Raw genomic sequence first — 21711 nt, 5'->3', positions numbered from 1 at the left:
TATTTGACTACTTAAGAGTAACCAAGGTCTGGTTTTGGGTAATCAATTCCCCAATGGTCTCTAAAAGTTCTGGGTGAGAACAAGGTTTAGTCAAGTAACTTTTCGCTCCTAACGCTAAAGCTAACTGACGGTGTTTTTTGCCACTGCGAGTTGTCACCATAATCACAGGAATTTCAGAAATGTTGGCATTTTGTTTCCAGTGACTCAAAAATTCAAAACCATTCATATAAGGCATTTCTATATCACAAATGATCAATTTGATCTCTGGATGCTTATTTAACTTGGCTAGTGCTTCTTGACCATTTCCTGCTTGCAATACCTTATAACCTCCTTTTTCTATTGTTTGCAACAAAGCTTGTCTTTGCACCACAGAATCATCCACCACTAACACCGAAACAGAGTGGCCTAAAAGACTGGGTTTTTCTGGGTTGATACTTAAATCCTTCTGTTGCGCAACAGTTGTCATCGGCGATCGCTCACTCTTTTGTGGTTCACCAGACAGTGTTTTTAATAAAGGATGGACTGTTTGACTGGTTTTTTGCGGTTGAGAAGGTAAGGCCATGGGATCAATTACTAGGGTTAAAGCACCATTTCCTAAGACACTGTAACCCTGAATATAAGAAGGTAAGGTTAAGGTATCACCCAAAGATTTAATCACCAGTTCTTGTTCAACTAAAATCTGCTCCACTTGTAAACACAGACGTTGCTGGTTATGCTTTAACATCAGTAGAGGCTTAACTGAGTTTTTAGACTTTAGAGGAAAAAGACTGTCTGAGTTATTGCCTTTATATAGAGTATTGGACTTTGGACAAAAAAAGCTTGTTAGCGTATATTTTACGCTAAACTAAAATCCCAAAATATCGGCTCTGTATCAGTCAATAAAATTGGCTGACAAATAGGGCTAATCTATAGATTCTGAGGAAAACTAAGGAGCTTTTAAGTTTTCAGTTGATTTTTTGCTCCCTTTCTTGATAACATCATGACGAGTTCGTGGGGCTTTTTTGTAACCTTTAATACGTCCGGAAGAAAAACCTCGACGTTTGGGAAATTTGGCGAAAGTCCCCAAGGTCGTCATTATTCTTGAAAAGTCTCTTTGAACTAGACTAGGGGTGATTTTGATGGATTTATTAGTCTTCAAATACTGTTCCCAATCACGGGGTAAAACCACAGCTAATTTTCTGGCAGCCCACAAATTTACATAAGAAAGAAGTGTTAGTTTAAACCAATTTTCTTCATGATGTACATCGGGAGTTAAATAAGATGTCATCAATAATCTTTGTTTACCAAATCGAAAAAGATGTTCCATGTCATAACGTTGTCGATAACACTGATAACAATCAACTAAACTTAACTCATCGCGCCGAGAACCAATAACAATAAGCCACATAGGTTTCCAAATACTATTTCTTTCTTGAGCTCTGACAACAATCTGGAGTAAAGTAAAGGGGTGATTGTTCATTTTATAGTTTTTAGTTCCTCTCATTAACATCTGTTTCCATCCCGAAATAGTCACTGTTAATTGACGACCTTTTTTCGTTGTAAAGGGAACATGATGAACTTCATCAGGTTCAGTCCAAGTTTGGTCATCTTTAAGGTCAAATTTATCCCCATACCAACGGGGATGTCCCGAAGTTTTGGCTTGATTTGGGTCCCGAATAAATTGACGATAAAAAACTCGGTCACTTCTAACTCTTGTAATATTAACTACGTCTTCATGCTTAACTTGTTCCCCAATAAAATCCTTTTGGCTGTAGTCACTATCAGCCACTAAGACAGATAATTTATCAGAAAATAAAGAACTTTGCCAGATTTTTTTTAGTTGTTGATTGCCTTGATTTACTCCTTTATGTTTAGAGGGAACTCGCTCTCCTGATAAGGGGACAGCCCAAGGGACTTTTTCTGTGTCTATTTGGTCAGGTAAAGCGCAGACAACGGAATAACAATGTCCAATATTAATGGGTTTATTTCCCTTAATTGGATTGGGGTAATGAATAAAGGTTTTATCCGCTAACGTTTCGGCAAACGGTCGTGGACAGGGAGTTGTGTCAATACCAAATAAGTTATAATGTTTTGAAGTGGGAGGAATTGTTCTCTATACCGCTGAAAATAAAGTCTCAATTCTCTGTTCATAATTAGGGTCAGTTTGAGTGGGTAAAAACTCTTGAATTCCTCTATATAAACTGTTATAATCTCTTCTAAATAAAGGATTGAGAGACAATTCAACGACTGAGTGAGCTTGTTGGTTACTGGAGAGGGCATCGAGTAATTCTATAATAGTTTCTTTTCTAGCTTTTAGTCCTTGGAAGAGGTTAGACCTCCACACCAGGAATTCCTCGACAGACGTAGCCGTTTCATTTTTGGTCATTTTTAAAATTTATTACCTTATAAATTAGCGGAATATATACGCTAACATCAAAAGAGGTTATTTGTTACAGTTAAGGCTAATGTCATCACATTCCGAACTTAAGACCAGTCAAGATGTCCACCTGAGAGCCAAACAAATTAAGAGTCTAATTCGCTCTCTTAAACAGAAAATAAAGAAAATTGAACGGGAAGGGGAAGTAGCACCAGCTAATTGTCATATTATTCGTTATCAGGTTAATGGAAAGGGAACAATCTACTGGTATTATAAACTACAGGCTGCTGAATCAATTTTTCCTATGGCCACTAATCATGAGAAAAAAACCAAATATAAATATTTAGGACGAGCCGGAAGTTCTGCTCATATTGATGCTGTAGAAAAACTCACTAGAAGAAATCTCATTGATGAATTAGAACGAGTCATTCAATCTCTAACTGAAAGCTACTTAGATATCTATATTGGAACCGAAACTGAATGAAGCTATTTAATATTTAAAATCCCCTAAAAAGATGGAAAGAGAGTTTTTAAAATCACCTTAATTCTCTATTTTAGCTCTGGAGATATGTTTAGCGTAAAATTTACGCTAACAATTGTTTTTTATCTAAAGTCCAATTCCTCAAAGAATTGTAAGTTTAACTCAACCGCATATTCGTCCAATAGTGAGGAGAAAAGCAGGAAAACCAATAGAGTTTGGAGCTAAACTCTCAGTAAGCTGTGTAGATAACTATGTGTTTCTATACAAAATAAGTTGGGAAAACTTCAATGAATCTTGTCATTTTAAAGAACAAGTAGAAAAGTATAAAGAAACGTTTGGCTATTATCCCGAATCCGTCCATGTAGATAAAATTTATCGAACTAGGGAAAACAGAAATTGGTGTAAGGAAAGAGGGATAAGAATCAGTGGTCCGAAGTTAGGAAGACCTCCGAAAAATGTCAGTGAAGAAGAAAAGAAACAAGCCCACTCCGATGAATGCTTCCGTAATGCTATTGAGGGAAAGTTTGGACAAGCTAAACGAAGATTTAGCCTAAATCTCGTGATGACAAAACTCCCTGAAACCTCCATTACATCTATTGCTATTACATTTTTAGTTGTCAATCTTTCTAAACTTCTGAGGCAGTTTTTGTCGCTTTTTTTGTCCTTATTTACTAATAATAGAACAGGGGAACTCATCAAACCGCCTTTCATTAATTTTGATTATACTTTAAACAATTTTTATGTACTAAAACTTATTGATTTGTCAGAAAATTCTTGGTCAAAAGTGGCATAAATTTTGGAGAAACTTTTTCAGCAAACCCTAAGTACACAGATTATTTTGCTAACCAATTGAGCAAATCTGCCTCGTTTTCAAAGTCCAGCAAAGCTTCTCCTAAATCTTCTATTTGTTCAATGGGGAGTTGACGGATTTGCTCGGAGACTGACTTTGAGACTTGTCCGAGACGGCGGTTGAGTTGACGTAATACTAAGTTAGCGGCTTCTTCAAGTTTTCCTTCAAGCCGTCCTTCAAGCTTAGCTGATGCTGTTATTTCTTGGTAAATGACAGATTCTTTCATAATGTCTTCCCTCAATATCCTTTGAATTAACTTTTTCTCTAATAATAACCCAGCAAGAATTGCAGTGGACGCAGCTAAGTTGCTTTGCTCTGTTTGATCACTGATCTTATCAATGCGTTTAGCCACATCCCTAAGCACAGCTTCATTATCGCCACCTTTCCCCAATACAGCAAATGGCCAGACCCCAGGTGCAGTCAGCAACTCAGAGTAATCCACTTCCCAAAGCCGAATAACGTTAAAATGATGCCGTGTTTGTGGCAATTCAAATACCGTTTGCTGTACTAATTCTGAGTTGGATTTCCTCAAGTAAATGACCACCTGGTACATTTGCTTGTTGGGATAACGGCGATGGACTCTAAGCCTATAATCGAGCATCCGAAAGGGAATATCCTCTTTAGGGTCGGTTTGGAACTCAATATGCAACACCAAGTCCTCTGACTGAAGAAAGATTAAGCTATCAGCCCTAATCGGTTCTAGGGAAAGTTCCGACGGCTTCAGTTCTGTTAAGTTAATGGGTTTTCCAAGCAGCCATGTGGCCATGTCCATCGCAAAGTTGGCAGCAATGAACCGACAAGTAGAGTCAAACATTTATTAGTATTTAGACTATTAATACTATTATACTATACCACCAAGAAATTGTTGATTAAGTTTGACGAAGATTAAGTTGCCTCAATGTCGTCGAATCAAGAAAGATTGCGGAGCTTGGAAAGAAGCTAAGCTATCGCTCCCCGTGTATCCCCGTTACCATCACTGAGGGTAACTTGATGACCAGAGATGTCCGAAAAGGTAACTAGCCACAACGTTGATGCTATCTAGGGTTTGCTGAAAAAGTTTCTCCAAAATTTATGCCACTTTTGACCAAGAATTTTCTGACAAATCAATAAGTTTTAGTACATAAAAATTGTTTAAAGTATAATCAAAATTAATGAAAGGCGGTTTAATAAGTTCCCCTGTTCTATTATTAGTAAATAAGGACAAAAAAAGCGACAAAAACTGCCTCAGAAGTTTAGAAAGATTGACAACTAAAAATGTAATAGCAATAGATGTAATGGAGGTTTCAGGGAGTTTTGTCATCACGAGATTTAGGCTAAATCTTCGTTTAGCTTGTCCAAACTTTCCCTCAATAGCATTACGGAAGCATTCATCGGAGTGGGCTTGTTTCTTTTCTTCTTCACTGACATTTTTCGGAGGTCTTCCTAACTTCGGACCACTGATTCTTATCCCTCTTTCCTTACACCAATTTCTGTTTTCCCTAGTTCGATAAATTTTATCTACATGGACGGATTCGGGATAATAGCCAAACGTTTCTTTATACTTTTCTACTTGTTCTTTTAAATGACAAGATTCATTGAAGTTTTCCCAACTTATTTTGTCTAGAAACACATAGTTATCTACACAGCTTACTGAGAGTTTAGCTCCAAACTCTATTGGTTTCCCTGCTTTTACCCTCACTATTGGACGAATATGCGGTTGAGTTAAACTTACAATTCTTTGAGGAACACTCTGGGTCTTATTCTCCCACATTGACTGTTGTTGTTCATAAACTTTTTTGATAGTCTCTAGACAATTTTTCTGTCTTTTACTCAGATTTTCCAGGGAAGCCCCAGCTTGAATTAAGTCTTCTATATTTCCTAAATTTTTCTTAAGGTATTTTAACTGTTTCCCGATAGCTTTTCTTCTTTCTTGATAAGATACTTTTCGTTTTTTAGCTACTTTTAAGTATTCCTTTCTAGCAATTTTTCTAGAAGTTCTCGGCTTTTTTCTCAATTTCACTCTTAATGGTTTATAAAGATCATCTATTATTCTTTCTGTCTCAATTCTGGCTTGATTTAATATGCCTAAATCCGTTGGGTATTTGATGTCTGCTGGCGCACAAGTCGCATCTAAAATTAGTTTACCTTTGTTTTTTATTTTTTCTCCTTTTTATTGGAGACAATCCTTTTTTTTTACTTCTTTATCACTCTTGTCTATTTCTCTTTTTACTATTTTTTTATTGATTTTGTTTATCAATTCTCCATCAATTCTTTTCCTAAAATGAACTAGCATTGAAGATTCCAGTGGTGGCTCTTGTTGATAACAATTTAAACCTATAAAGTATTGTAGATAGGGATTTTCTCTAATCTGTTCTATAGTTTCTCTATCACTTGTTCCTAATTTTTCCTTAATAATTAATGTCCCTAATGCCATTCTAAATAGTTTGGCTGGCGCACCTTTTTCTGCTGAAAAAAGTTTAGCATATTCTTCCTCAAAATCATCCCAAGGTATCAACTCTGCCATGATTACCCAACGATTATTGGGGGACAATTTGCCCTCGAAAGGTAATTCAAATTTTTCTGGGGGCGGTAAAGGTTGCTCCTCTTTTCGATACATTTGTTCTTGACCAACAACTGGGAGGTGTTTCTACCAATTATAGCGGTTTGTAGCCGACAAAGCTGATCTTTTTTGCGATCGCGAATATGGGTGTAACCTTTTAAAGAATAGGGTTTTGCTTTTATTCAGCAAACCCTAGTTAATCTTTTTTAACTTTTTAATTGCATACCTGTTACCCTGATGAGCTTGTTGTTGAATAATCGCTAAAGTTTGAGCATTATCTCCGTAATGTCTCACTAACTGTTCAATTGCTTGGTTGTTACCCTGATGAGCTTCTTGTTGAATAATCGCTAAAGTTTTAGGATTATCTCGGTAATATATCACTAACTGTCTAATTGCTTCCCTGTTACCTTGATGAGCTTGTTGTTGAATAATCGCTAAAGTTTGAGCATTATCTCCGTAATGTCTCACTAAAGTGTCAATTGCCGTGCTGTTACCCTGATGAGCTAGTTGTTGAATAATGGGTAAAGTTTGAGCATTATCTCCGTAATGTCTCACTAAGCGTTCAATTGCGTACCTGTTACCCTGATGAGCTAGTTGTTGAATAATGGGTAAAGTTTGAGCATTATCTCCGTAATGTCTCACTAAGCGTTCAATTGCGTACCTATTACCCTGATGAGCTAGTTGTTGAATAATGGGTAAAGTTTGAGCATTATCTCCGGAATGTCTCACTAAAAGGCCAATTTCTTCGTTGTATAAAATCATTAATTTGATCCTGATCTAAATCCTGTAGCATAAAGTGTTCAAAATCAGCATTAATAAATTCTTCTGCTTTATATCCTAACCAACGAGAGCTTAAAATCATTTTAACTTCAGGATAATCAATACTAAAACGTTTAATATCTGTAACAATTTTTTCTCTCAATTTAGGGTCAAAAACTTCATCTAATCCATCAAATAGAGCAATAGCTTGACCTTTTTTCAATTGTGATTCTAAAGAAAGTTGATTGAGATGACAAAACAAATTACCTTGATGAAAAAAACTCTAAAAAATTATCACATTTATTCTCGTCTTTATCTCTTGCATAAATTCGTAATTCTATTAAAAGAGGAATAGGAAAAGAAGCACGATCACTAGGTTCTTTTTCAGCCCAATTCAAAGCTAAATATTGTAATAAACTTGATTTTCCAGCACCAGGATCACCTAAAAATACAATTTTGGGATGTTCAATTCTATTGACTATATCAAAAACAGGATATAGTTGCGCATTCAAATATTCTCTACGTTTTTCTTCTAATAATTGTAACTCTAACTCTGCTTGAGTAATTTCTCCTCTATCTAAAAGTTCTTGAAAAACCTCTTTAGGAAATTCGTATAATTGAGGAATAAACTGTTTACACCGTTTTACATTTTGTGGAACAAACATTCGCCATAGTTTTATTTGTTCATAAGTTGTTGTATCTAAACACTCTAATTTAAGATAACCATATTCACTCTTTAAACCTTCTGCATATCTATCTAAATCATAATCGGTTTTAATACCGACTTTTTCTTGAATATTTTCACTATCTTGAATCTTTATTTGATCTAAGAAAATAGCTTTTAATTTCTCAGAACTTTCAATAATTCCCCTACTTTTTCTAAGATAGAATTTGCCTACTTTTTCCCAATTAAACTCAGATGGTAATTGAGGCAAATTTAGTCTTTTCCAAGACTCAGCTAGAGTAAAAGTATCAATACGTTGACAATTAATATCAAACCCATCCCCTAAAATGGGTTTAACAGTTTCGTCTTTAATAAAAATCTTGAGTGGTTGTTTATAAATTTGTAGCTGATCATCATCAATATCAGCCATCTCTAACTGTTGCTGAAATATTTCTAAAAATTCCTTTAATGCTTTGCCATAAGCTTCTTTTTGGACATCTTTTTCAGGTAATCTTAATACTTTACCTAAACTATTCTTAAAAAATTCTTTTCCGTAATCTTTTGCTCCCTCTGTTGCTAAATCTTGCATAACCGAACCAACAACGGAACCAGCAGCTTGAGTGACTCCCCAGACGATTAACCAGTCAATCATTACAACAAACTTAAGACAGTACAGATACTATCTTAAGTTTAACAATTGTCTTGTGAATTGTAAATTATAGGACTTTATAGCTTTATTATTTTTCTAGAAATCAGAAGTAATACCAATTTCAAAAGTAGGGGTTAACGGCCGTTAACTCCTACACATTCGGTGTAGGTTTCAACAACCGTTCAACCATACAACATAAACTTATTTAGTCTAAGTTAATGAAAATGGTATTCTCACATCTTGTATCACCCTTAGAAACAGCCTTTAAATTAATTTAAAGGCTAACAAATAGCTTTCAATAAATTTAACTATAATATAGACTATATTTACCTTTCATTATATAAACCTTTTCTCGGACTCATGAGGTACACTTAATCACTAACTCCGAACTCCGAACTCCGAACTCCGAACTCCGAACTCCGATTTTTGATATATTTCTGCTACATAAAACTGATACAACGCGACATAACATGACACATTGAGGTTTACTTCCTGTTTCAACCAGAACCGTCGGCGGCAACGGACTTCAATACGCGCCCACAGGTGGCGCGTCCAGTCCTCCTCTGTCCACAGGCTAACACGGTATAGCCTACCGCTTGATTCACTAATACTTTAGCGGCATTTAAGTCTCTATCCATTTCTAGTCCGCACGTCCCTTCGATAAATCCGCTCTGATAGAGATAATTCCTTCTTAATTGAACCGCAGCGAGAGCAAGTTTTAGAACTAGGAAACCATCTGTCAACTATAGTCAATTTTGACCCATAAATGAGGTACTAGAGGAATGCTCTTCCTTGAGTCGTAGCTAACTGAGGATATCCTGCTTCAATTAAAGCCCGATCGCGGATACGGCAAGAATCACATAATCCACAGGGTTCTTGCTCTCCCTGGTAACAAGACCAAGTTTTAGATATGGGAACCCCTAATCTAATAGCATCTTTAACAATATCAACTTTTGTTTTGCTGATCAAGGGAGCGACTAATTGGGGTGCTTTCCCTTCAATTCCTGCTTTTGAGGAGAGATTAGCGAGGTTTTGATACGCTTGGAGATACTCGGGGCGACAATCGGGATAACCGGAATAATCTACGGCGTTAATGCCTAAATAAATAGCGGTTGCGCCTTTTGCTTCCCCTAAAGACAGGGCTAAGCCAATAAAGACAGTGTTTCTCCCAGGAACGTAGGTGGAGGGGATCTCGTTGGGGTCAACTCCCCCTTGAGGTAAGGATAAGGAACTATCCGTTAAAGATGAGCCTCCCCATTGAGCGATATTGACATCAATGATGTAATGTTGAGTAATATTCAGGGCTTCAGCGATGGTTTTGGCTGCCTCCAACTCCCTTTGATGTCGTTGTCCATACTCTAGGGAAAGGGCGATCACTTCATACCCTTGATCGATGGCGATCGCTGCTGATGTGGCAGAGTCTAACCCTCCTGATAATAAAACAACTGCAATGGGTTTATGAGTCATAATTTAAGATAGATAGAAGAAAAGTTAAAAAAATATTTATCTTAAAACAATTGTAGATTGTGTTATCAGATTTTGCTATCCTAAAAAAGAAGAAGTTATGAGAAGCTAGAGAAAATATGAAAGGATTTAGCTTAATTTTAATGATTAGTTTAATTATTCTGTTTAGCACGATTAATCCTTTTCATGAGTCTTCTAGGGTCATAGCTAATGTTAACAATGGAATGCTTATGAGTAAAGTTAACGTATTATCTGCTCACGAAATAGAAAAGGCTTTAAATCAACTGGAAGGTTGGACAGTAGAAGAAGGAAAATTACATAGTAAATTCCAATTTTCATCCTTTGTAGAAGCCTTTGGTTTTATGTCGAGTGTGGCCTTAGTAGCTGAATCTATGGGGCATCATCCTGAATGGTTTAATGTTTACAATCGTGTCACCATTGATTTAACAACCCACGATTCAGGAGGGATCACTATTAAGGATGTAGAATTGGCCAAAAAAGCTAACGAACTGGCTAAAAGATAATCCAGTTCATACAAAAGAAAACTCCATCAAAGCCTTATATTGAAAGAAAATAGATTTATGAATAGTCCTATCGTTGTTATCGACTCTCTAAAAAAAAGTTATGGTTCTATTGTTGCCCTGAAAAATATTTCTTTAACTATCGAAAAAGGAGAAATATTCGGACTTTTAGGACCAAATGGTTCAGGTAAAACCACCACCATTCGCTGCTTATGTACTCTAGCTAAGCCCGATCAAGGTAAAATCGAAGTCAAAGGGGTTTCGGCCTTGGAAGACCCTAAAACAGTGAGAAACCGTTTAGGTTATGTTGCCCAAGAAGTGGCTATAGATAAAATGTTAACAGGGCGAGAATTGTTAGAATTACAAGCAGCTTTATATCATTTACCAAAGAAAGCAGCCAAAGCAAGAATTGAGCAATTATTGAGCTTATTAGACTTAGAAGAATATAGCGATCGCAAAACAGGAACCTATTCCGGTGGTATTCGTAAACGTTTAGACTTGGCAGCCGGACTTTTGCACCAACCGGATCTGTTAGTATTAGACGAGCCAACTGTAGGATTAGATATTGAAAGTCGTTTCATTGTTTGGGAATTTCTCAAACAACTGAAAGCAGCAGGGACAACGGTATTGATTACCAGTCATTATCTCGAAGAAATCGACGCTTTAGCCGATAATGTGGCAATTATTGAGCAAGGAGAAGTAATTGCCCAAGGTAGTCCATCCCAACTAAAAGAGCGTTTAGGAGGCGATCGTGTCACCCTTCGTATCCAAGAATTTTCTGCTGTATCAGATGCCGAAAAAGCCCAAGAAGTATTGGAAAGCTTGCCTTTTGTAGAGGAAATTATTATTAATCCCTCTCAAGGAAACTCTCTCAATTTAATTGTGACTACTGGAAGTAATTCCTTGAGTAAAATTGAGCAAACCTTAACAGACAATAACCTACCCATATTCAGCTTAGCCCAGTCTCGTCCCAGTCTCGATGACGTTTATTTAGCAGCTACAGGAAAAACTTTAATGGATGCAGAATTAGCTGCCGCAGGGAGTCGGGATCTTAAAAAAGAAAAGAAACAACAAATGAGTTAGAGTAATCTCAAATTCCGCAGGGGTCAACACTTCGACTCCGCTCAGTGTTGACCCCTACAATATAAATATTTACTACGAAAAAACGGTTTTTTTTCTTAAAGAAAATTTCCAAATTGAAAAAAGCGATCGCCCCTAAATCAAGGCCGAAAACAGGTTAAAGTAAAAAGGGTGGGGTAAAAATACGCAACAAAAATATGAACGCAACAAACGACATTATTATCATTGGCGGTGGTATTATCGGAATGGCGATCGCAGTGGATCTCAAACTGCGGGGCGCGTCTGTTACTGTTTGTAATCGTAACTTCCCTCAAACCGCTTCGGTGGCAGCGGCCGGAATGTTAGCCCCCCACGCCGAAGAATTACCCCCAGGCCCGTTATTAGATTTATGTTTAAAGTCCCGTTGGTTATATCCTGAATGGGTACGTAAGTTACAAGACCTGACAGGACTGGATCTGGGTTATAATCCCTCTGGTATTCTCGCCCCGGTGTATGATCTGCCGGGGGTTGATGTTCGCAACCATAACCAGAGTCAATGGTTAGATAAAACAGCTATTCGTCTCTGCCAGACAGGGTTAGGGGATGATGTGGTAGGGGGTTGGTGGTACCCTGAAGATGGCCAAGTAGATAACCGTCAGGTGATGCAAGCTTTACGGCAAGCAGCACAACAATTAGGGGTAAATTTAAGAGATGGTGTCACCATTCAAACCCTACAACAAAAACAGGGTCAAGTTACCAGCATTTTAACCAATCAAGGAGAATTATCAGGCAACACCTACATTATTGCCAATGGTTCATGGGCCAGTCAAATTCTGCCCCTTCCAGTGCGCCCCATCAAAGGGCAAATGTTAGCCGTAAAGATGCCTCATACCCCCAATGAACCCTACCCCCTACAAAGGGTTTTATACGGTCCACAAACTTACTTAGTACCCCGTCAAAATGGACGTTTAATTATCGGTGCCACCTCCGAGGATGTGGGTTGGACTCCTCATAATACCCCCCAAGGAATGGAAACCTTAATGAAACGGGCAATCAGATTGTATCCTGACATCGCTAACTGGGAAATAGAGGAATTTTGGTGGGGCTATCGTCCAGGAACTCCCGATGAATTACCAATATTAGGTCACTATGGGTGCGATAATCTAATTTTAGCCACCGGTCATTATCGTAACGGTATTTTACTGGCACCAGCTACCGCTTCTCTCATTGCAGACTTAGTAATTAATCAACAAACAGATCCCCTATTAGAAAACTTTAAAGGCGATCGCTTCCACACTCAACCTTCTCCTCCTCCAGCACCTATGACTTCTTTTAATGTTTATCCTGTTCCCACAACTATCAATGGCAACAATGGAAACTCCAGTTTATCCTCCCCAGATGAATTAATTATTGCTGGCCGCAAGTTTCGTTCACGGTTAATGACAGGTACAGGAAAATACCCTACTATTTCTATCATGCAGGAAAGTGTGGCAGCTAGTGAATGTCAGATCGTGACGGTAGCGGTTAGACGAGTGCAAACTAAGGCCCCTGGCCACGAAGGGTTAGCTGAAGCTTTAGACTGGGATAAAATTTGGATGTTACCTAATACCGCCGGTTGTCAGACAGCAGAAGAAGCTATTAGGGTGGCTAGGTTAGGGCGAGAAATGGCTAGATTATTGGGACAAGAAGATAACAATTTTGTCAAGTTAGAGGTGATCCCAGATTCTAAATATTTATTACCCGACCCCATCGGTACTTTGGAAGCGGCGGAAACCTTGGTCAAAGAAGGGTTTGCTGTGTTACCTTATATCAACGCCGATCCTATCTTAGCTAAACGCTTGGAAGAGGTAGGTTGCGCCACAGTGATGCCTTTGGGTTCTCCCATTGGTTCCGGTCAAGGAATTCGTACTCAAGCTAATATTGAGATTATTATTGAAGAAGCCAATATTCCTGTAGTAGTAGATGCAGGGATCGGAACTCCTAGCGAAGCTTCCCAAGCGATGGAAATGGGCGCAGATGCAGTTTTGATTAATAGTGCGATCGCTTTGGCTAAAAATCCTGTCTTGATGGCAAGGGCCATGGGAATGGCCACCGTTGCCGGCAGGTTAGCCTATTTAAGTGGCAGAATACCCGTTAAAGATTATGCGATCGCTAGTTCTCCCTTAACCGGAACCGTTGTTTGAATAACAGTAAGCCGATGCACTCCCCACCCTACAGTGTTTAGTCTTTTGTCAATGTCTTAACTGAATTCTTGGACTAGGGACACTTTCTAATCGCGCCATTCTTCCTTACTTAACAAATCGATGATAGAATCTCTGAGAAGAAAATCGTGTCTTTCCAGTTCGCACTCCACACCAGGCCATTCACGGGCAGGAATATACTTACAAAGGGTATAAATGGCTTGTCGTTGATGAAGTATTCTTTCTCGAACCAACTTGGCGGCCTCCTCTTTAATCACATCGATGGTGTATGTGGTGGGAGACTGAATGATTTTAAGCATAACGAACTGCCTCGCAGAGTTTGGTGGACACGACACAAATAATGCCCGGTACTCAATTATCCGTCATGAAAGATACAGTTTCCACAAAAGAAAACAATTTTTAACGTAAACGGATAGAGGTGGTTAGGCTTTAACCCCTGCACCACCTCTAAATAGAAAAAGGGAATTCAGAGAAAACTCAGTTTAGAGTAAGCCACTGTTAGCTAAACCTAAGATAACACCAGCCCCTAAAACGTGGCCAAAGCTAGTGGTTCCCAATAATGCACCTAAACCCATGCCACCAAACATATTCGGGGCAGGTAAGCCGGGTCCTTCACTGGGTTTGGCGATGGTGTAACTACCGATCACAATGGCTAAAATGTTGCAAACGATCATGATCATGGCAACTTTGGGACTCCATTGGACGGTAGTACCTGTAACAGCCAAAAAAAGAGTTGAATACATCAAGGGTAAGTTCTCCTAAAAAAAGATGTCTATTATTATTTAATGTTAAGATTCAACTCCCCTCTGTCAATGTTAATGTTGCAATAGTTAACGAAATAAAAAATTTTTGTTTGATCCTCTATTTATCTGCTACGATTGTCTACTGTGCCTTGGAGAGGTGGCTGAGTGGTTGAAAGCGGCTCCCTGCTAAGGAGTTATGGGGTAACACCCATCGAGGGTTCGAATCCCTCCCTCTCCGTTTTAAAGTCAACCAACCCTACCCTATCAGGAGGGGCAGAAAATGGAAGCATTGAAAAAGTATATTGTAAACCTTCAATGGCTCAATTATTGATTATTTCATCTTTTTTAAGTTTTTTTACAATCAAAAGCACAACATAAGATAATAAGGGAATAACAATTACTTCTTGTAACACAATTAAAAAATTCTTGAGTTGGATAATTCCTCCTGTAAAAGTAAGTCCCCCCAAAATAGAAATAGGAAAAGCAAAATAATCAGCAGTAAAAGGAAAAAAACATTGTACTCCAGCGGGAGGATTACTATCATAAGCCAACATATCTAACAAAATATGACTAAAATAAAGTCCCCATAACCAAACTAGAAAGAAATAGGTGATTTTTTTATAAAATCTCAGACAAAAATAAATAATAATACAAACAATAAACCCAACAAAAAAACTATAGGTAAATTGAAGATGAAGAGCATTAAAATCTTGATAGATTAAGTAACCCAAAATAAAATCAACATCGGGTAAATTAGCGACTATGATAGCAGTTATAATCAATTTTTTTGATGAATAATACTTCAAAGATTCAGCATTTTCACGAACTAAAAAAAATCCGAAAAAACCTGCCAAACTATGACCTATAGGAGATGCCATTATAACTAATAGGAATTATTAACCATGAAAGTCCAACTATATAACATTAGACCATAACTTCGCTAGAATGAGAGTAAAGGAAAATACATTGCCACAAAATAATCCAACCTTTCCAGATTCTTAATGTATCGATAATCTTTTTATTTTAGTTCTATTTTCCCAATTATGACCTTATCTGGTAATCATCATCAATCTTCCCTCTCCTCAGACATAGAAAAACTCATAGACAATTTAGCCGAACATCAACATGGTAAATTCATAGAGCGAGCGTTAGGAGTCCTATTACGCATTGCAGGGGAGGAAGTTGACCATTTAGACTGGAAAATACTCACTACTGCTTTAGAAGACTTAGAAAAAGGCTTTCAGGTATTTTATCCCTATCGTCACACTCGTAAAGTTACCGTTTTTGGCTCAGCCCGTCTATCCCCCCAAAGTTCGGAATATCGCCTTGCAGTAGAATTTACTCGTTATATCACTCAATTTGGCTTTATGGTACTTACAGGAGCAGGAGGGGGTATTATGGAAGCAGGGAACGAAGGAGCCGGAAGAGAGCATTCTTTTGGTTTAAATATCGATTTAGCCTTTGAACAAGGAAGCAACCCTTTTATTGCTGGAGATGAAAAATTAATTAAGTTTAAATACTTTTTTACCCGTAAACTTTTCTTTTTAAAAGAAAGTGATGCAGTGGCTTTATTTCCTGGGGGTTTTGGTACACAAGACGAAGCATTTGAAACCTTAACTTTATGTCAAACGGGAAAGTATGGCCCTTGTCCTTTAGTCTTAATTGATGAACCTGGGGGGGACTATTGGAAAAAATGGAATGAATATAATTATAGTAATTTATTGTCACGGGGTTTAATTAGTGCAGAAGATTCCAGTCTTTATACCATTACTGATAGTTTAGCCACCGCTTGTAATGTGATTCGTGAATTTTATTGTGTCTATCATTCTAGTCGCTATATCGATGATTTATTAGTATTACGTCTCAACTCGGAATTAACCGATGAACAAGTAGAACAATTAAATGAAGAATATAACGATATTTTAGTTAAAGGAAAAATTGAAAAAAGTTCGGCGTTGCCCCCAGAGATGAAGGATGAAAATGTTAATCTTCCCCGTTTAAAATTACACTTTAATAGACGTTATTCAGGGCGACTTTATCAAATGATTAATCAAATTAATAAATTCGGCACTTGTTTACCAATAGAACCCCATCCCGAATGGAAATAGTTATCAATGGATAATGGATAATGGATAATTAATTCGCTACAAATACCCCCTTGTAGGGACATAATATTATTATGTCCTGCTAGACGGTAAGCCCGCATTTCTCACAAACTGATCAGTAATCAGCTAGAGGTTAGATGTGGCTTATTTTTCAAGCGATCGCTTAAAATGGCACACTGTTATTTTTTACTCGCCCCTCAAATCAAGGTTAAACTCAGACTACATAATGGTTTGAAGTTTAGCGATCGCAGAATTTGTGAGAAATGCGGGTAAGGTGGGCAACTCAAAAGATGCTTAATTTGTTATAATAAGTAACATAAAATAATCAAATTTTAAGATGACCGCAACCATTTCAATTAATCCCTATCTTTCCGGAAATTTTGCCCCTGTTAATCAAGAAACTACTGAGAATAATTTAACCGTCATTGGAGAAATTCCCCGTAACTTAAGGGGAATGTTTCTCAGAAATGGTCCCAATCCCCAATTTCTACCTATAGGCCAGTACCATTGGTTTGATGGGGATGGCATGATTCATGGGGTACACATAGAAAACGGTAAAGCATCTTACCGTAACCGCTTTGTTCAAACCCGTGGCTATGGTTTAGAAAAAGAAGCCAACAAACCCCTATGGACAGGGCTGCTAGAACCGCCCCAAATGGATAACCCCTACGGCACCTCGAAAAACCCTGCTAACACGGCTCTAGTGTATCATGCTGGTCGTCTCCTGGCACTTTGGGAAGGGGGTGAACCTCACGCTTTAACGGTTCCTGAACTCAATAGCCTTGGTTCCTATAATTTTGATAATAAGTTAGTTTCTCCTTTTACCGCACACCCAAAAGTTGATCCAGTGACGGGAGAAATGATGTTTTTTGGCTATTCTTTTGCTCAACCTCCCTATTTACAATACGGTATTATTTCCCCACAAGGAGAACTCTTAAGAACCGTTCCCATTGATATACCTGTTGGGGTGATGATGCACGATTGCGCTATCACCGAAAACTATACCATTTTTCTTGATCTTCCCTTAACTTTTCGTCCTGAAAGAATGTATAAAGGGGAACCACCGCTACAGTTTGAACATAACACACCGTCCCGTTTTGGTATCACTCCTAGACAAGGAAATAATGAGGATGTGCGCTGGTTTGAAAGCGATTCTTGTTATATTTTTCACACTTTAAATGCTTATGAAGAAGGGGACGAAGTTGTTTTAATTGCTTGTCGAATGAATGCAACAACAGTATTAGGAGAAGCAAACGAAGATGTTAAAGATTCAGATATTCCTCGTCTCCATCAATGGCGTTTCAATCTAACAACAGGTGAAGTCAAAGAGCAACCTTTGTGTGATCTTCCCTCAGAATTTCCTCGTATTAATGAACAATATACAGGAAGAAAAACCCGTTACGGTTATTCAGGGAAAATGGCAGCATCTTCTGAACCGAAATTTGATGGCATTATTAAACACGATTTTGAAAAAGGTAACTTTGAAATTCATAATTTTGGTTCTCATCGATACGGTGGCGAACCAATTTTTGCACCTAACCCCAGTGCAGTTACAGATGAGCAAGGATGGTTACTAACTTTTGTGTATGATGAAGCGTCTAAAGTGTCAGAATTAGTGATTATTGATGCTCAAGACTTTACTGCTTCTCCTGTGGCAAAAATACAAATTCCCCAACGAGTTCCCTATGGGTTTCATGGGATGTGGTTGAATGAAGTCAGAAGTTAACCCACCCCTAACCCAACCCACCCCTAACCCCTCCCAGGAGGGGAACAGGAGGGGAACAGGAGGGTAACATGAGGGGAACAGGAGGGTAACAGGAGGGTAACATGAGGGGAAGTCAGAAGTATAATTTGTAGGGACATAATACTATTATTTCCTGATATATTTCCCCTTCTTATCTATCATTATTGATGGCTAAAGTTTGAAGATTTTTTAAAGCGATCGCAGATTTAATTTAACCATTCCCTACTTATCATTCCTGCTTTCCCAATTATTCCCCCCTTTTTAAGGGGTGTAGTGAGGGGATCATAAGAGATATCCTTTATCAGATCGTAGGGTGGGTTAGGTGTGGCTTTAATTTTGATCAAAACATCATAAGTTTTTATCCGCACCGTAACCCACCATTCTAAATATCATGTTAACCAATAGAAATTAGGTTTCAGTTTTGAGAAAATAAGCTTTCTGGGTAAAACACAGTGTTAAACCCCTACAAGGAATTATTTGTAGGGACATAATACCATTATGTACTGATATATTTTCCCTTCTCATCTATCATTATTCATTGCTAAAGTTGGAAGGGTTTTTGAAGCGATCGCAGATTTAATTTAACCATTCCTTACTTATCATTCCTGTTTTCCCAATTATTGCCCCCTTTTTTAAGGGGGGTTAGGGGGGATCATGTACAATCCCTAATGCTATGATATTAAACAAACTAAACAGTAGTTAATCTAAGTTTATATATTGAAAACTTAGTTAACCAAAATGCGAGTAAATACCTTGATTAAAATTAAGAAAAATAATAATATAAATAAATCATTAAAACTGTATAATGTGTTATATATTGCAGTGTAACTGTTGACAGAAGTGAAAGACCAATCTCTGTAAATTGGAGACATAAATTCTTTTAAATTTCTATCAATGACAAATACAATTAGTTTCTTAGTTTCTAATGTTGTAAAAACCCTATCTGTATCAGCATCTTTGACATTATTATTGAATAATAATCAGTTAGCAAATAGCATGACTATTGTTGATACATTAGAAGATATTGGAGCTAATGGAACAGTAGTTAACTCTCGGACTATTGGTGATGTTGAGGTAAATATTTCTACTAGGAATAACCGTGATCTATTCGCCAATACATATTTTGATAATTCAATAAGTGCTTTTGGAGGAGCAAATAGCCAAATTAATACTCCTTTAAATCCTGGTAATGTATCTGGAAGTCGTTTTATTTCAACTGGTGTAACAGGCAATTTTAATGATAGCTTCGATCAAGTAAACCCTATTACTTTTTCTTTTTCAGAGCCAATATTGGGATTTGGTTTAACAACAATTGATCTACTGGAAGCAGGTGTGACATCTAATAACTTTTTAACTTTATCTGTTTTTGATGCTTCTAATAATCTAATTGACAGTCAAACACGCACAGGTCCACAAGGGACTACAGGACTGGACTTAGATTGGTTTATTTCCTCGGAAAATGCAAATATCTTCAGCGCAATTCTTAGTGGAAATGTTGTTGCTAATACTGCTGGTTATGGAATAGATGATCTTGTTGTTGTTGCGGATGATTCTACCGAGTCAATACCAGAATCATCAAATCTTATTGGAATAGTTTTTGTTACCTTATTAGGACTAGCTTCTTGGACTTATTCTGGCAGAAATAAATAGTCAATTAAAACAGTTAAAATGGTGTAATAGGAGTATGAGCAGACTCCTCAATTACTAGAAAAATGTTAACCAATAGCAATCAGATCGTAGGGTGGGTTAGGTGCGGCTTTAATTTGGATAAAAACATCATAAGTTTTTATCTGAACCGTAACCCACCATTTTAAATATCATGTTAAACAATAGCAATTATCCCAATTTCTGTTAGTAGGGGTTAACGGCCGTTAACCCCTACAATATAAACATCTGTAGTCTAAGTTGATGAAAATGGTATTAGGTTTCAGTGGTGAGAAAATCAGCTTTGTGGGTAACACACAGTGTTAAACCCCTACAGGGACTTACTGGTAGGTACATAATACTATTATGTCCTGATATATTCTCACTTTTCACGTATCATTATAAGCTAGAGAAAGCAAGGCTTGTGCTGAGGAACAAAATATACTTGCACTACTAAAAAATTACCTTACTCTTAACTCCCCATGACTACCAATCTAACTTATTTAGAACTTTCCGAAGCAGGGGAAGGTTCCCACAAATTTTATGAAGTAAAAGTCGACGGTGTTGACGTTCCCATCCGTTATGGACGCATCGGTGATCAAGGCCGTATTCAAAACACCAGTTATGACACTCCAGAAAAGGCACAAAAAGAAGCAGAAAAAAAGATAAAAAGTAAACTAAAAAAAGGTTATGAACCGTCAGTAATGGGAGAAAGAAAAAAACGTCCTGTTACTCGTCGTCAAACCACTAGCACCGCTTCTAAATCCAAAAAAGCACCTACTTTATGGCAGTTTAAATCTGGTTCTTCTGCCTTTGGAATTTTCATCGATGAGGAAGCTTGTTGGGTGGGAAATCAACAGGGAAATGTCTATAAACTGAATCATCAAGGAGAAATTATTAACCAATATCAACTACCCGATGGTGTTAAATGTATTGTGGCCGATGAAAAATGGATTTATGCAGGATGCGATGATGGTAACGTCTATGATCTTAGCGGAAAAATTCCTTATCTTGCCTACGAAATTGATGACAATATTGATATCTATTGGTTAGATATTTTTGGGGGTATTTTAGGGGTTTCCGATGCTAACGGTGCAGTAGTTAAAATTGATGCTGAAAGCGAGTCTCAATGGACAAGATTAAGTAAAGGTAAAGGGGGATGGATGATCAGATGCGATCGCTCCCATATATATCATGGTCATGGTGGGGGTATTACGGCCTACGATATCCAAGAAGGAAGACAAGTATGGCACCAAAAAACCCAAGGAAGTATCTTATTTGGTTGGCAAGAAGTTGATGCAGTTTATGGGGGAACCTCTGACAACAAAGTGCATCAATACAGCAAAAATGGTCAAGAACTCAATACATTTAACTGTAACGCTGCCGTTTATTCTTGTGCCACCAGTCAGGGGGGAAACTACGTCTTTGCAGGGGATAGTTCATCTTCTATTTATTGTTTCGCCCAAGATCAAAAACGTCTTTGGAAACTAGGCACAGGTTGCGGTTCTGCCCTTTCTATGCAATTCTATGACCAGAAGCTCTATATAGTCACAACTAATGGTAGTCTCGCTTGTATTGATGCTACCGAAGAGGCCATTCAAGCAGCACAAGCAGGACAAATACCCGAGACAAAACAGGTTAAAGTTCCTCAAGATTTGAAAATTCAGACCCTTATCAATACCTTAGAAAGCACCAACAACCATCAAAGCGGAATTATAGTTGAATGTGTCAAAATAGGCAGTAAACTAAAAATAAGAGTAATTTCTCCTAACTATAACCCAGATTGGTTTGTACAATTTCCTCGTAATATTCGTGAAGAAGGGGCAAAATATATAGTTGAATCTATTGAAGAAGCTACACAAGGAGGATTTTATCGTGCTTATGGAGAGATTAAAAAGTTGATTGGTTAAATAAACCATGAACAATCTGCAT

The 21711-nt window shown here is 37.7% G+C and carries 18 protein-coding genes, 1 tRNA gene and 4 pseudogenes; 10 read left to right on the top strand and 13 right to left on the bottom strand.

Going from position 1 to position 21711, the window contains the following annotated elements:
* Positions 1-7: 7 nt before the first annotated feature.
* From CWATDRAFT_RS40920 to CWATDRAFT_RS00910, 3 genes and pseudogenes are all read right to left on the bottom strand, one after another.
* The gene (locus CWATDRAFT_RS40920; RefSeq protein ID WP_339366628.1) at positions 8-562 is read right to left on the bottom strand and encodes a response regulator; all 555 of its coding nucleotides are present in this window, start codon (positions 560-562) and stop codon (positions 8-10) included.
* 3 nt (positions 563-565) lie between these two features.
* A pseudogene (locus tag CWATDRAFT_RS40915) lies at positions 566-733 on the bottom strand (chemotaxis protein CheW); the annotation flags it as partial.
* Positions 734-925: 192 nt separating this feature from the next.
* Positions 926-2365 (bottom strand): annotated as a pseudogene (locus CWATDRAFT_RS00910) (NF041680 family putative transposase).
* Between the two features lie 79 nt (positions 2366-2444).
* Between CWATDRAFT_RS00910 and CWATDRAFT_RS00905 the strand changes: the two are divergent.
* Together CWATDRAFT_RS00905 and CWATDRAFT_RS00900 are read left to right on the top strand one after the other, a co-directional pair.
* Complete coding sequence (locus tag CWATDRAFT_RS00905; RefSeq protein WP_007303205.1) at positions 2445-2840, top strand: hypothetical protein; 396 nt, start codon at positions 2445-2447, stop codon at positions 2838-2840.
* Positions 2841-2973: 133 nt separating this feature from the next.
* A pseudogene (locus tag CWATDRAFT_RS00900) lies at positions 2974-3630 on the top strand (IS5-like element ISCwa2 family transposase); the annotation flags it as partial.
* Positions 3631-3670: 40 nt separating this feature from the next.
* On the opposite strand, the gene CWATDRAFT_RS00895 reads toward CWATDRAFT_RS00900, so the two are convergent.
* The 7 genes and pseudogenes from CWATDRAFT_RS00895 to queC all read right to left on the bottom strand — a co-directional run bounded on the left by CWATDRAFT_RS00895 (position 3671) and on the right by queC (position 9765).
* Positions 3671-4501, bottom strand: coding sequence for a DUF4351 domain-containing protein (locus CWATDRAFT_RS00895; RefSeq protein WP_007303203.1), 831 nt, complete (start codon positions 4499-4501; stop codon positions 3671-3673).
* Positions 4502-4756: 255 nt separating this feature from the next.
* Positions 4757-6283 (bottom strand): annotated as a pseudogene (locus CWATDRAFT_RS35330) (IS5-like element ISCwa2 family transposase).
* 135 nt (positions 6284-6418) lie between these two features.
* Positions 6419-6988, bottom strand: a complete 570-nt coding sequence (locus CWATDRAFT_RS00880) for a hypothetical protein (protein WP_007303200.1) — start codon at positions 6986-6988, stop codon at positions 6419-6421.
* The gene (locus tag CWATDRAFT_RS39160; RefSeq protein WP_232286907.1) at positions 6936-7208 is read right to left on the bottom strand and encodes an NACHT domain-containing protein; all 273 of its coding nucleotides are present in this window, start codon (positions 7206-7208) and stop codon (positions 6936-6938) included. The genes CWATDRAFT_RS00880 and CWATDRAFT_RS39160 overlap by 53 nt, the downstream gene beginning before the upstream one ends.
* 40 nt (positions 7209-7248) lie before the next feature.
* Positions 7249-8238: a hypothetical protein gene (locus CWATDRAFT_RS00875; protein ID WP_232286905.1), complete on the bottom strand. Its 990-nt coding sequence runs from the start codon at positions 8236-8238 to the stop codon at positions 7249-7251.
* Positions 8239-8928: 690 nt separating this feature from the next.
* Positions 8929-9051 carry a zinc ribbon domain-containing protein gene (locus CWATDRAFT_RS41260; RefSeq protein WP_007312446.1) on the bottom strand — a complete coding sequence of 41 codons (123 nt, stop codon included), beginning with the start codon at positions 9049-9051 and terminating at the stop codon, positions 8929-8931.
* 21 nt (positions 9052-9072) lie between these two features.
* Positions 9073-9765, bottom strand: coding sequence for a 7-cyano-7-deazaguanine synthase QueC (gene queC / locus CWATDRAFT_RS00865; protein ID WP_007303197.1), 693 nt, complete (start codon positions 9763-9765; stop codon positions 9073-9075).
* Between the two features lie 116 nt (positions 9766-9881).
* Here queC and CWATDRAFT_RS00860 point away from each other — a divergent pair, with 116 nt between their 5' ends.
* The 3 genes from CWATDRAFT_RS00860 (at position 9882) to thiO (ending at position 13525) form a co-directional block, all read left to right on the top strand.
* Positions 9882-10286 carry a 4a-hydroxytetrahydrobiopterin dehydratase gene (locus CWATDRAFT_RS00860; RefSeq protein ID WP_007303196.1) on the top strand — a complete coding sequence of 135 codons (405 nt, stop codon included), beginning with the start codon at positions 9882-9884 and terminating at the stop codon, positions 10284-10286.
* A gap of 57 nt (positions 10287-10343) precedes the next feature.
* Positions 10344-11366 carry a daunorubicin resistance protein DrrA family ABC transporter ATP-binding protein gene (locus tag CWATDRAFT_RS00855; RefSeq protein ID WP_007303195.1) on the top strand — a complete coding sequence of 341 codons (1023 nt, stop codon included), beginning with the start codon at positions 10344-10346 and terminating at the stop codon, positions 11364-11366.
* A 194-nt stretch (positions 11367-11560) separates the two neighbouring features.
* Positions 11561-13525, top strand: a complete 1965-nt coding sequence (gene thiO / locus CWATDRAFT_RS41255) for a glycine oxidase ThiO (RefSeq protein WP_007303194.1) — start codon at positions 11561-11563, stop codon at positions 13523-13525.
* An 86-nt stretch (positions 13526-13611) separates the two neighbouring features.
* Here thiO and CWATDRAFT_RS00845 read toward each other — a convergent pair whose 3' ends face one another.
* Together CWATDRAFT_RS00845 and psaK are read right to left on the bottom strand one after the other, a co-directional pair.
* Positions 13612-13842 (bottom strand): DUF4327 family protein, encoded by a 231-nt coding sequence (locus CWATDRAFT_RS00845; RefSeq protein ID WP_007303193.1) that lies wholly within the window; start codon positions 13840-13842, stop codon positions 13612-13614.
* 183 nt (positions 13843-14025) lie between these two features.
* A complete protein-coding gene (psaK, locus tag CWATDRAFT_RS00840; protein ID WP_007303192.1) occupies positions 14026-14286 on the bottom strand; it encodes a photosystem I reaction center subunit PsaK in 261 nt (86 codons plus the stop codon).
* Between the two features lie 151 nt (positions 14287-14437).
* On the opposite strand from psaK, the gene CWATDRAFT_RS00835 reads away from it, so the two are divergent.
* Positions 14438-14524 (top strand) — tRNA-Ser (locus tag CWATDRAFT_RS00835).
* 82 nt (positions 14525-14606) lie between these two features.
* Here CWATDRAFT_RS00835 and CWATDRAFT_RS00830 read toward each other — a convergent pair.
* A complete protein-coding gene (locus tag CWATDRAFT_RS00830) occupies positions 14607-15164 on the bottom strand; it encodes a metal-dependent hydrolase (protein WP_007303191.1) in 558 nt (185 codons plus the stop codon).
* A gap of 165 nt (positions 15165-15329) precedes the next feature.
* Here CWATDRAFT_RS00830 and CWATDRAFT_RS00825 point away from each other — a divergent pair, with 165 nt between their 5' ends.
* The 4 genes from CWATDRAFT_RS00825 to CWATDRAFT_RS00810 all read left to right on the top strand — a co-directional run bounded on the left by CWATDRAFT_RS00825 (position 15330) and on the right by CWATDRAFT_RS00810 (position 21689).
* Positions 15330-16394, top strand: coding sequence for an LOG family protein (locus CWATDRAFT_RS00825; RefSeq protein ID WP_007303190.1), 1065 nt, complete (start codon positions 15330-15332; stop codon positions 16392-16394).
* 334 nt (positions 16395-16728) lie between these two features.
* Positions 16729-18117: a carotenoid oxygenase family protein gene (locus CWATDRAFT_RS00820; RefSeq protein ID WP_007303189.1), complete on the top strand. Its 1389-nt coding sequence runs from the start codon at positions 16729-16731 to the stop codon at positions 18115-18117.
* A 912-nt stretch (positions 18118-19029) separates the two neighbouring features.
* Positions 19030-19785 carry a hypothetical protein gene (locus CWATDRAFT_RS00815; protein ID WP_007303188.1) on the top strand — a complete coding sequence of 252 codons (756 nt, stop codon included), beginning with the start codon at positions 19030-19032 and terminating at the stop codon, positions 19783-19785.
* A gap of 476 nt (positions 19786-20261) precedes the next feature.
* Entirely contained in the window at positions 20262-21689 is a 1428-nt protein-coding gene (locus CWATDRAFT_RS00810) for a WGR domain-containing protein (protein ID WP_007303187.1), read from the top strand.
* Positions 21690-21711 lie beyond the last annotated feature (22 nt).

Source organism: Crocosphaera watsonii WH 8501, from assembly GCF_000167195.1.
Taxonomy (GTDB): domain Bacteria; phylum Cyanobacteriota; class Cyanobacteriia; order Cyanobacteriales; family Microcystaceae; genus Crocosphaera; species Crocosphaera watsonii.
This window is presented reverse-complemented; position numbering and strand designations above follow the sequence as displayed.

Excerpts from the sequence above, each read along its gene's own strand:
- CWATDRAFT_RS40920 (WP_339366628.1), bottom strand. The coding sequence starts at position 562 with ATGGCCTTACCTTCTCAACCGCAAAAAACCAGTCAAACAGTCCATCCT.
- CWATDRAFT_RS00905 (WP_007303205.1), top strand. The coding sequence starts at position 2,445 with ATGTCATCACATTCCGAACTTAAGACCAGTCAAGATGTCCACCTGAGA.
- CWATDRAFT_RS00895 (WP_007303203.1), bottom strand. The coding sequence starts at position 4,501 with ATGTTTGACTCTACTTGTCGGTTCATTGCTGCCAACTTTGCGATGGAC.
- CWATDRAFT_RS00880 (WP_007303200.1), bottom strand. The coding sequence starts at position 6,988 with ATGATTTTATACAACGAAGAAATTGGCCTTTTAGTGAGACATTCCGGA.
- CWATDRAFT_RS00875 (WP_232286905.1), bottom strand. The coding sequence starts at position 8,238 with ATGCAAGATTTAGCAACAGAGGGAGCAAAAGATTACGGAAAAGAATTT.
- queC (WP_007303197.1), bottom strand. The coding sequence starts at position 9,765 with ATGACTCATAAACCCATTGCAGTTGTTTTATTATCAGGAGGGTTAGAC.
- CWATDRAFT_RS00860 (WP_007303196.1), top strand. The coding sequence starts at position 9,882 with ATGAAAGGATTTAGCTTAATTTTAATGATTAGTTTAATTATTCTGTTT.
- CWATDRAFT_RS00855 (WP_007303195.1), top strand. The coding sequence starts at position 10,344 with ATGAATAGTCCTATCGTTGTTATCGACTCTCTAAAAAAAAGTTATGGT.
- thiO (WP_007303194.1), top strand. The coding sequence starts at position 11,561 with ATGAACGCAACAAACGACATTATTATCATTGGCGGTGGTATTATCGGA.
- CWATDRAFT_RS00845 (WP_007303193.1), bottom strand. The coding sequence starts at position 13,842 with ATGCTTAAAATCATTCAGTCTCCCACCACATACACCATCGATGTGATT.
- psaK (WP_007303192.1), bottom strand. The coding sequence starts at position 14,286 with ATGTATTCAACTCTTTTTTTGGCTGTTACAGGTACTACCGTCCAATGG.
- CWATDRAFT_RS00830 (WP_007303191.1), bottom strand. The coding sequence starts at position 15,164 with ATGGCATCTCCTATAGGTCATAGTTTGGCAGGTTTTTTCGGATTTTTT.
- CWATDRAFT_RS00825 (WP_007303190.1), top strand. The coding sequence starts at position 15,330 with ATGACCTTATCTGGTAATCATCATCAATCTTCCCTCTCCTCAGACATA.
- CWATDRAFT_RS00820 (WP_007303189.1), top strand. The coding sequence starts at position 16,729 with ATGACCGCAACCATTTCAATTAATCCCTATCTTTCCGGAAATTTTGCC.
- CWATDRAFT_RS00815 (WP_007303188.1), top strand. The coding sequence starts at position 19,030 with ATGACAAATACAATTAGTTTCTTAGTTTCTAATGTTGTAAAAACCCTA.
- CWATDRAFT_RS00810 (WP_007303187.1), top strand. The coding sequence starts at position 20,262 with ATGACTACCAATCTAACTTATTTAGAACTTTCCGAAGCAGGGGAAGGT.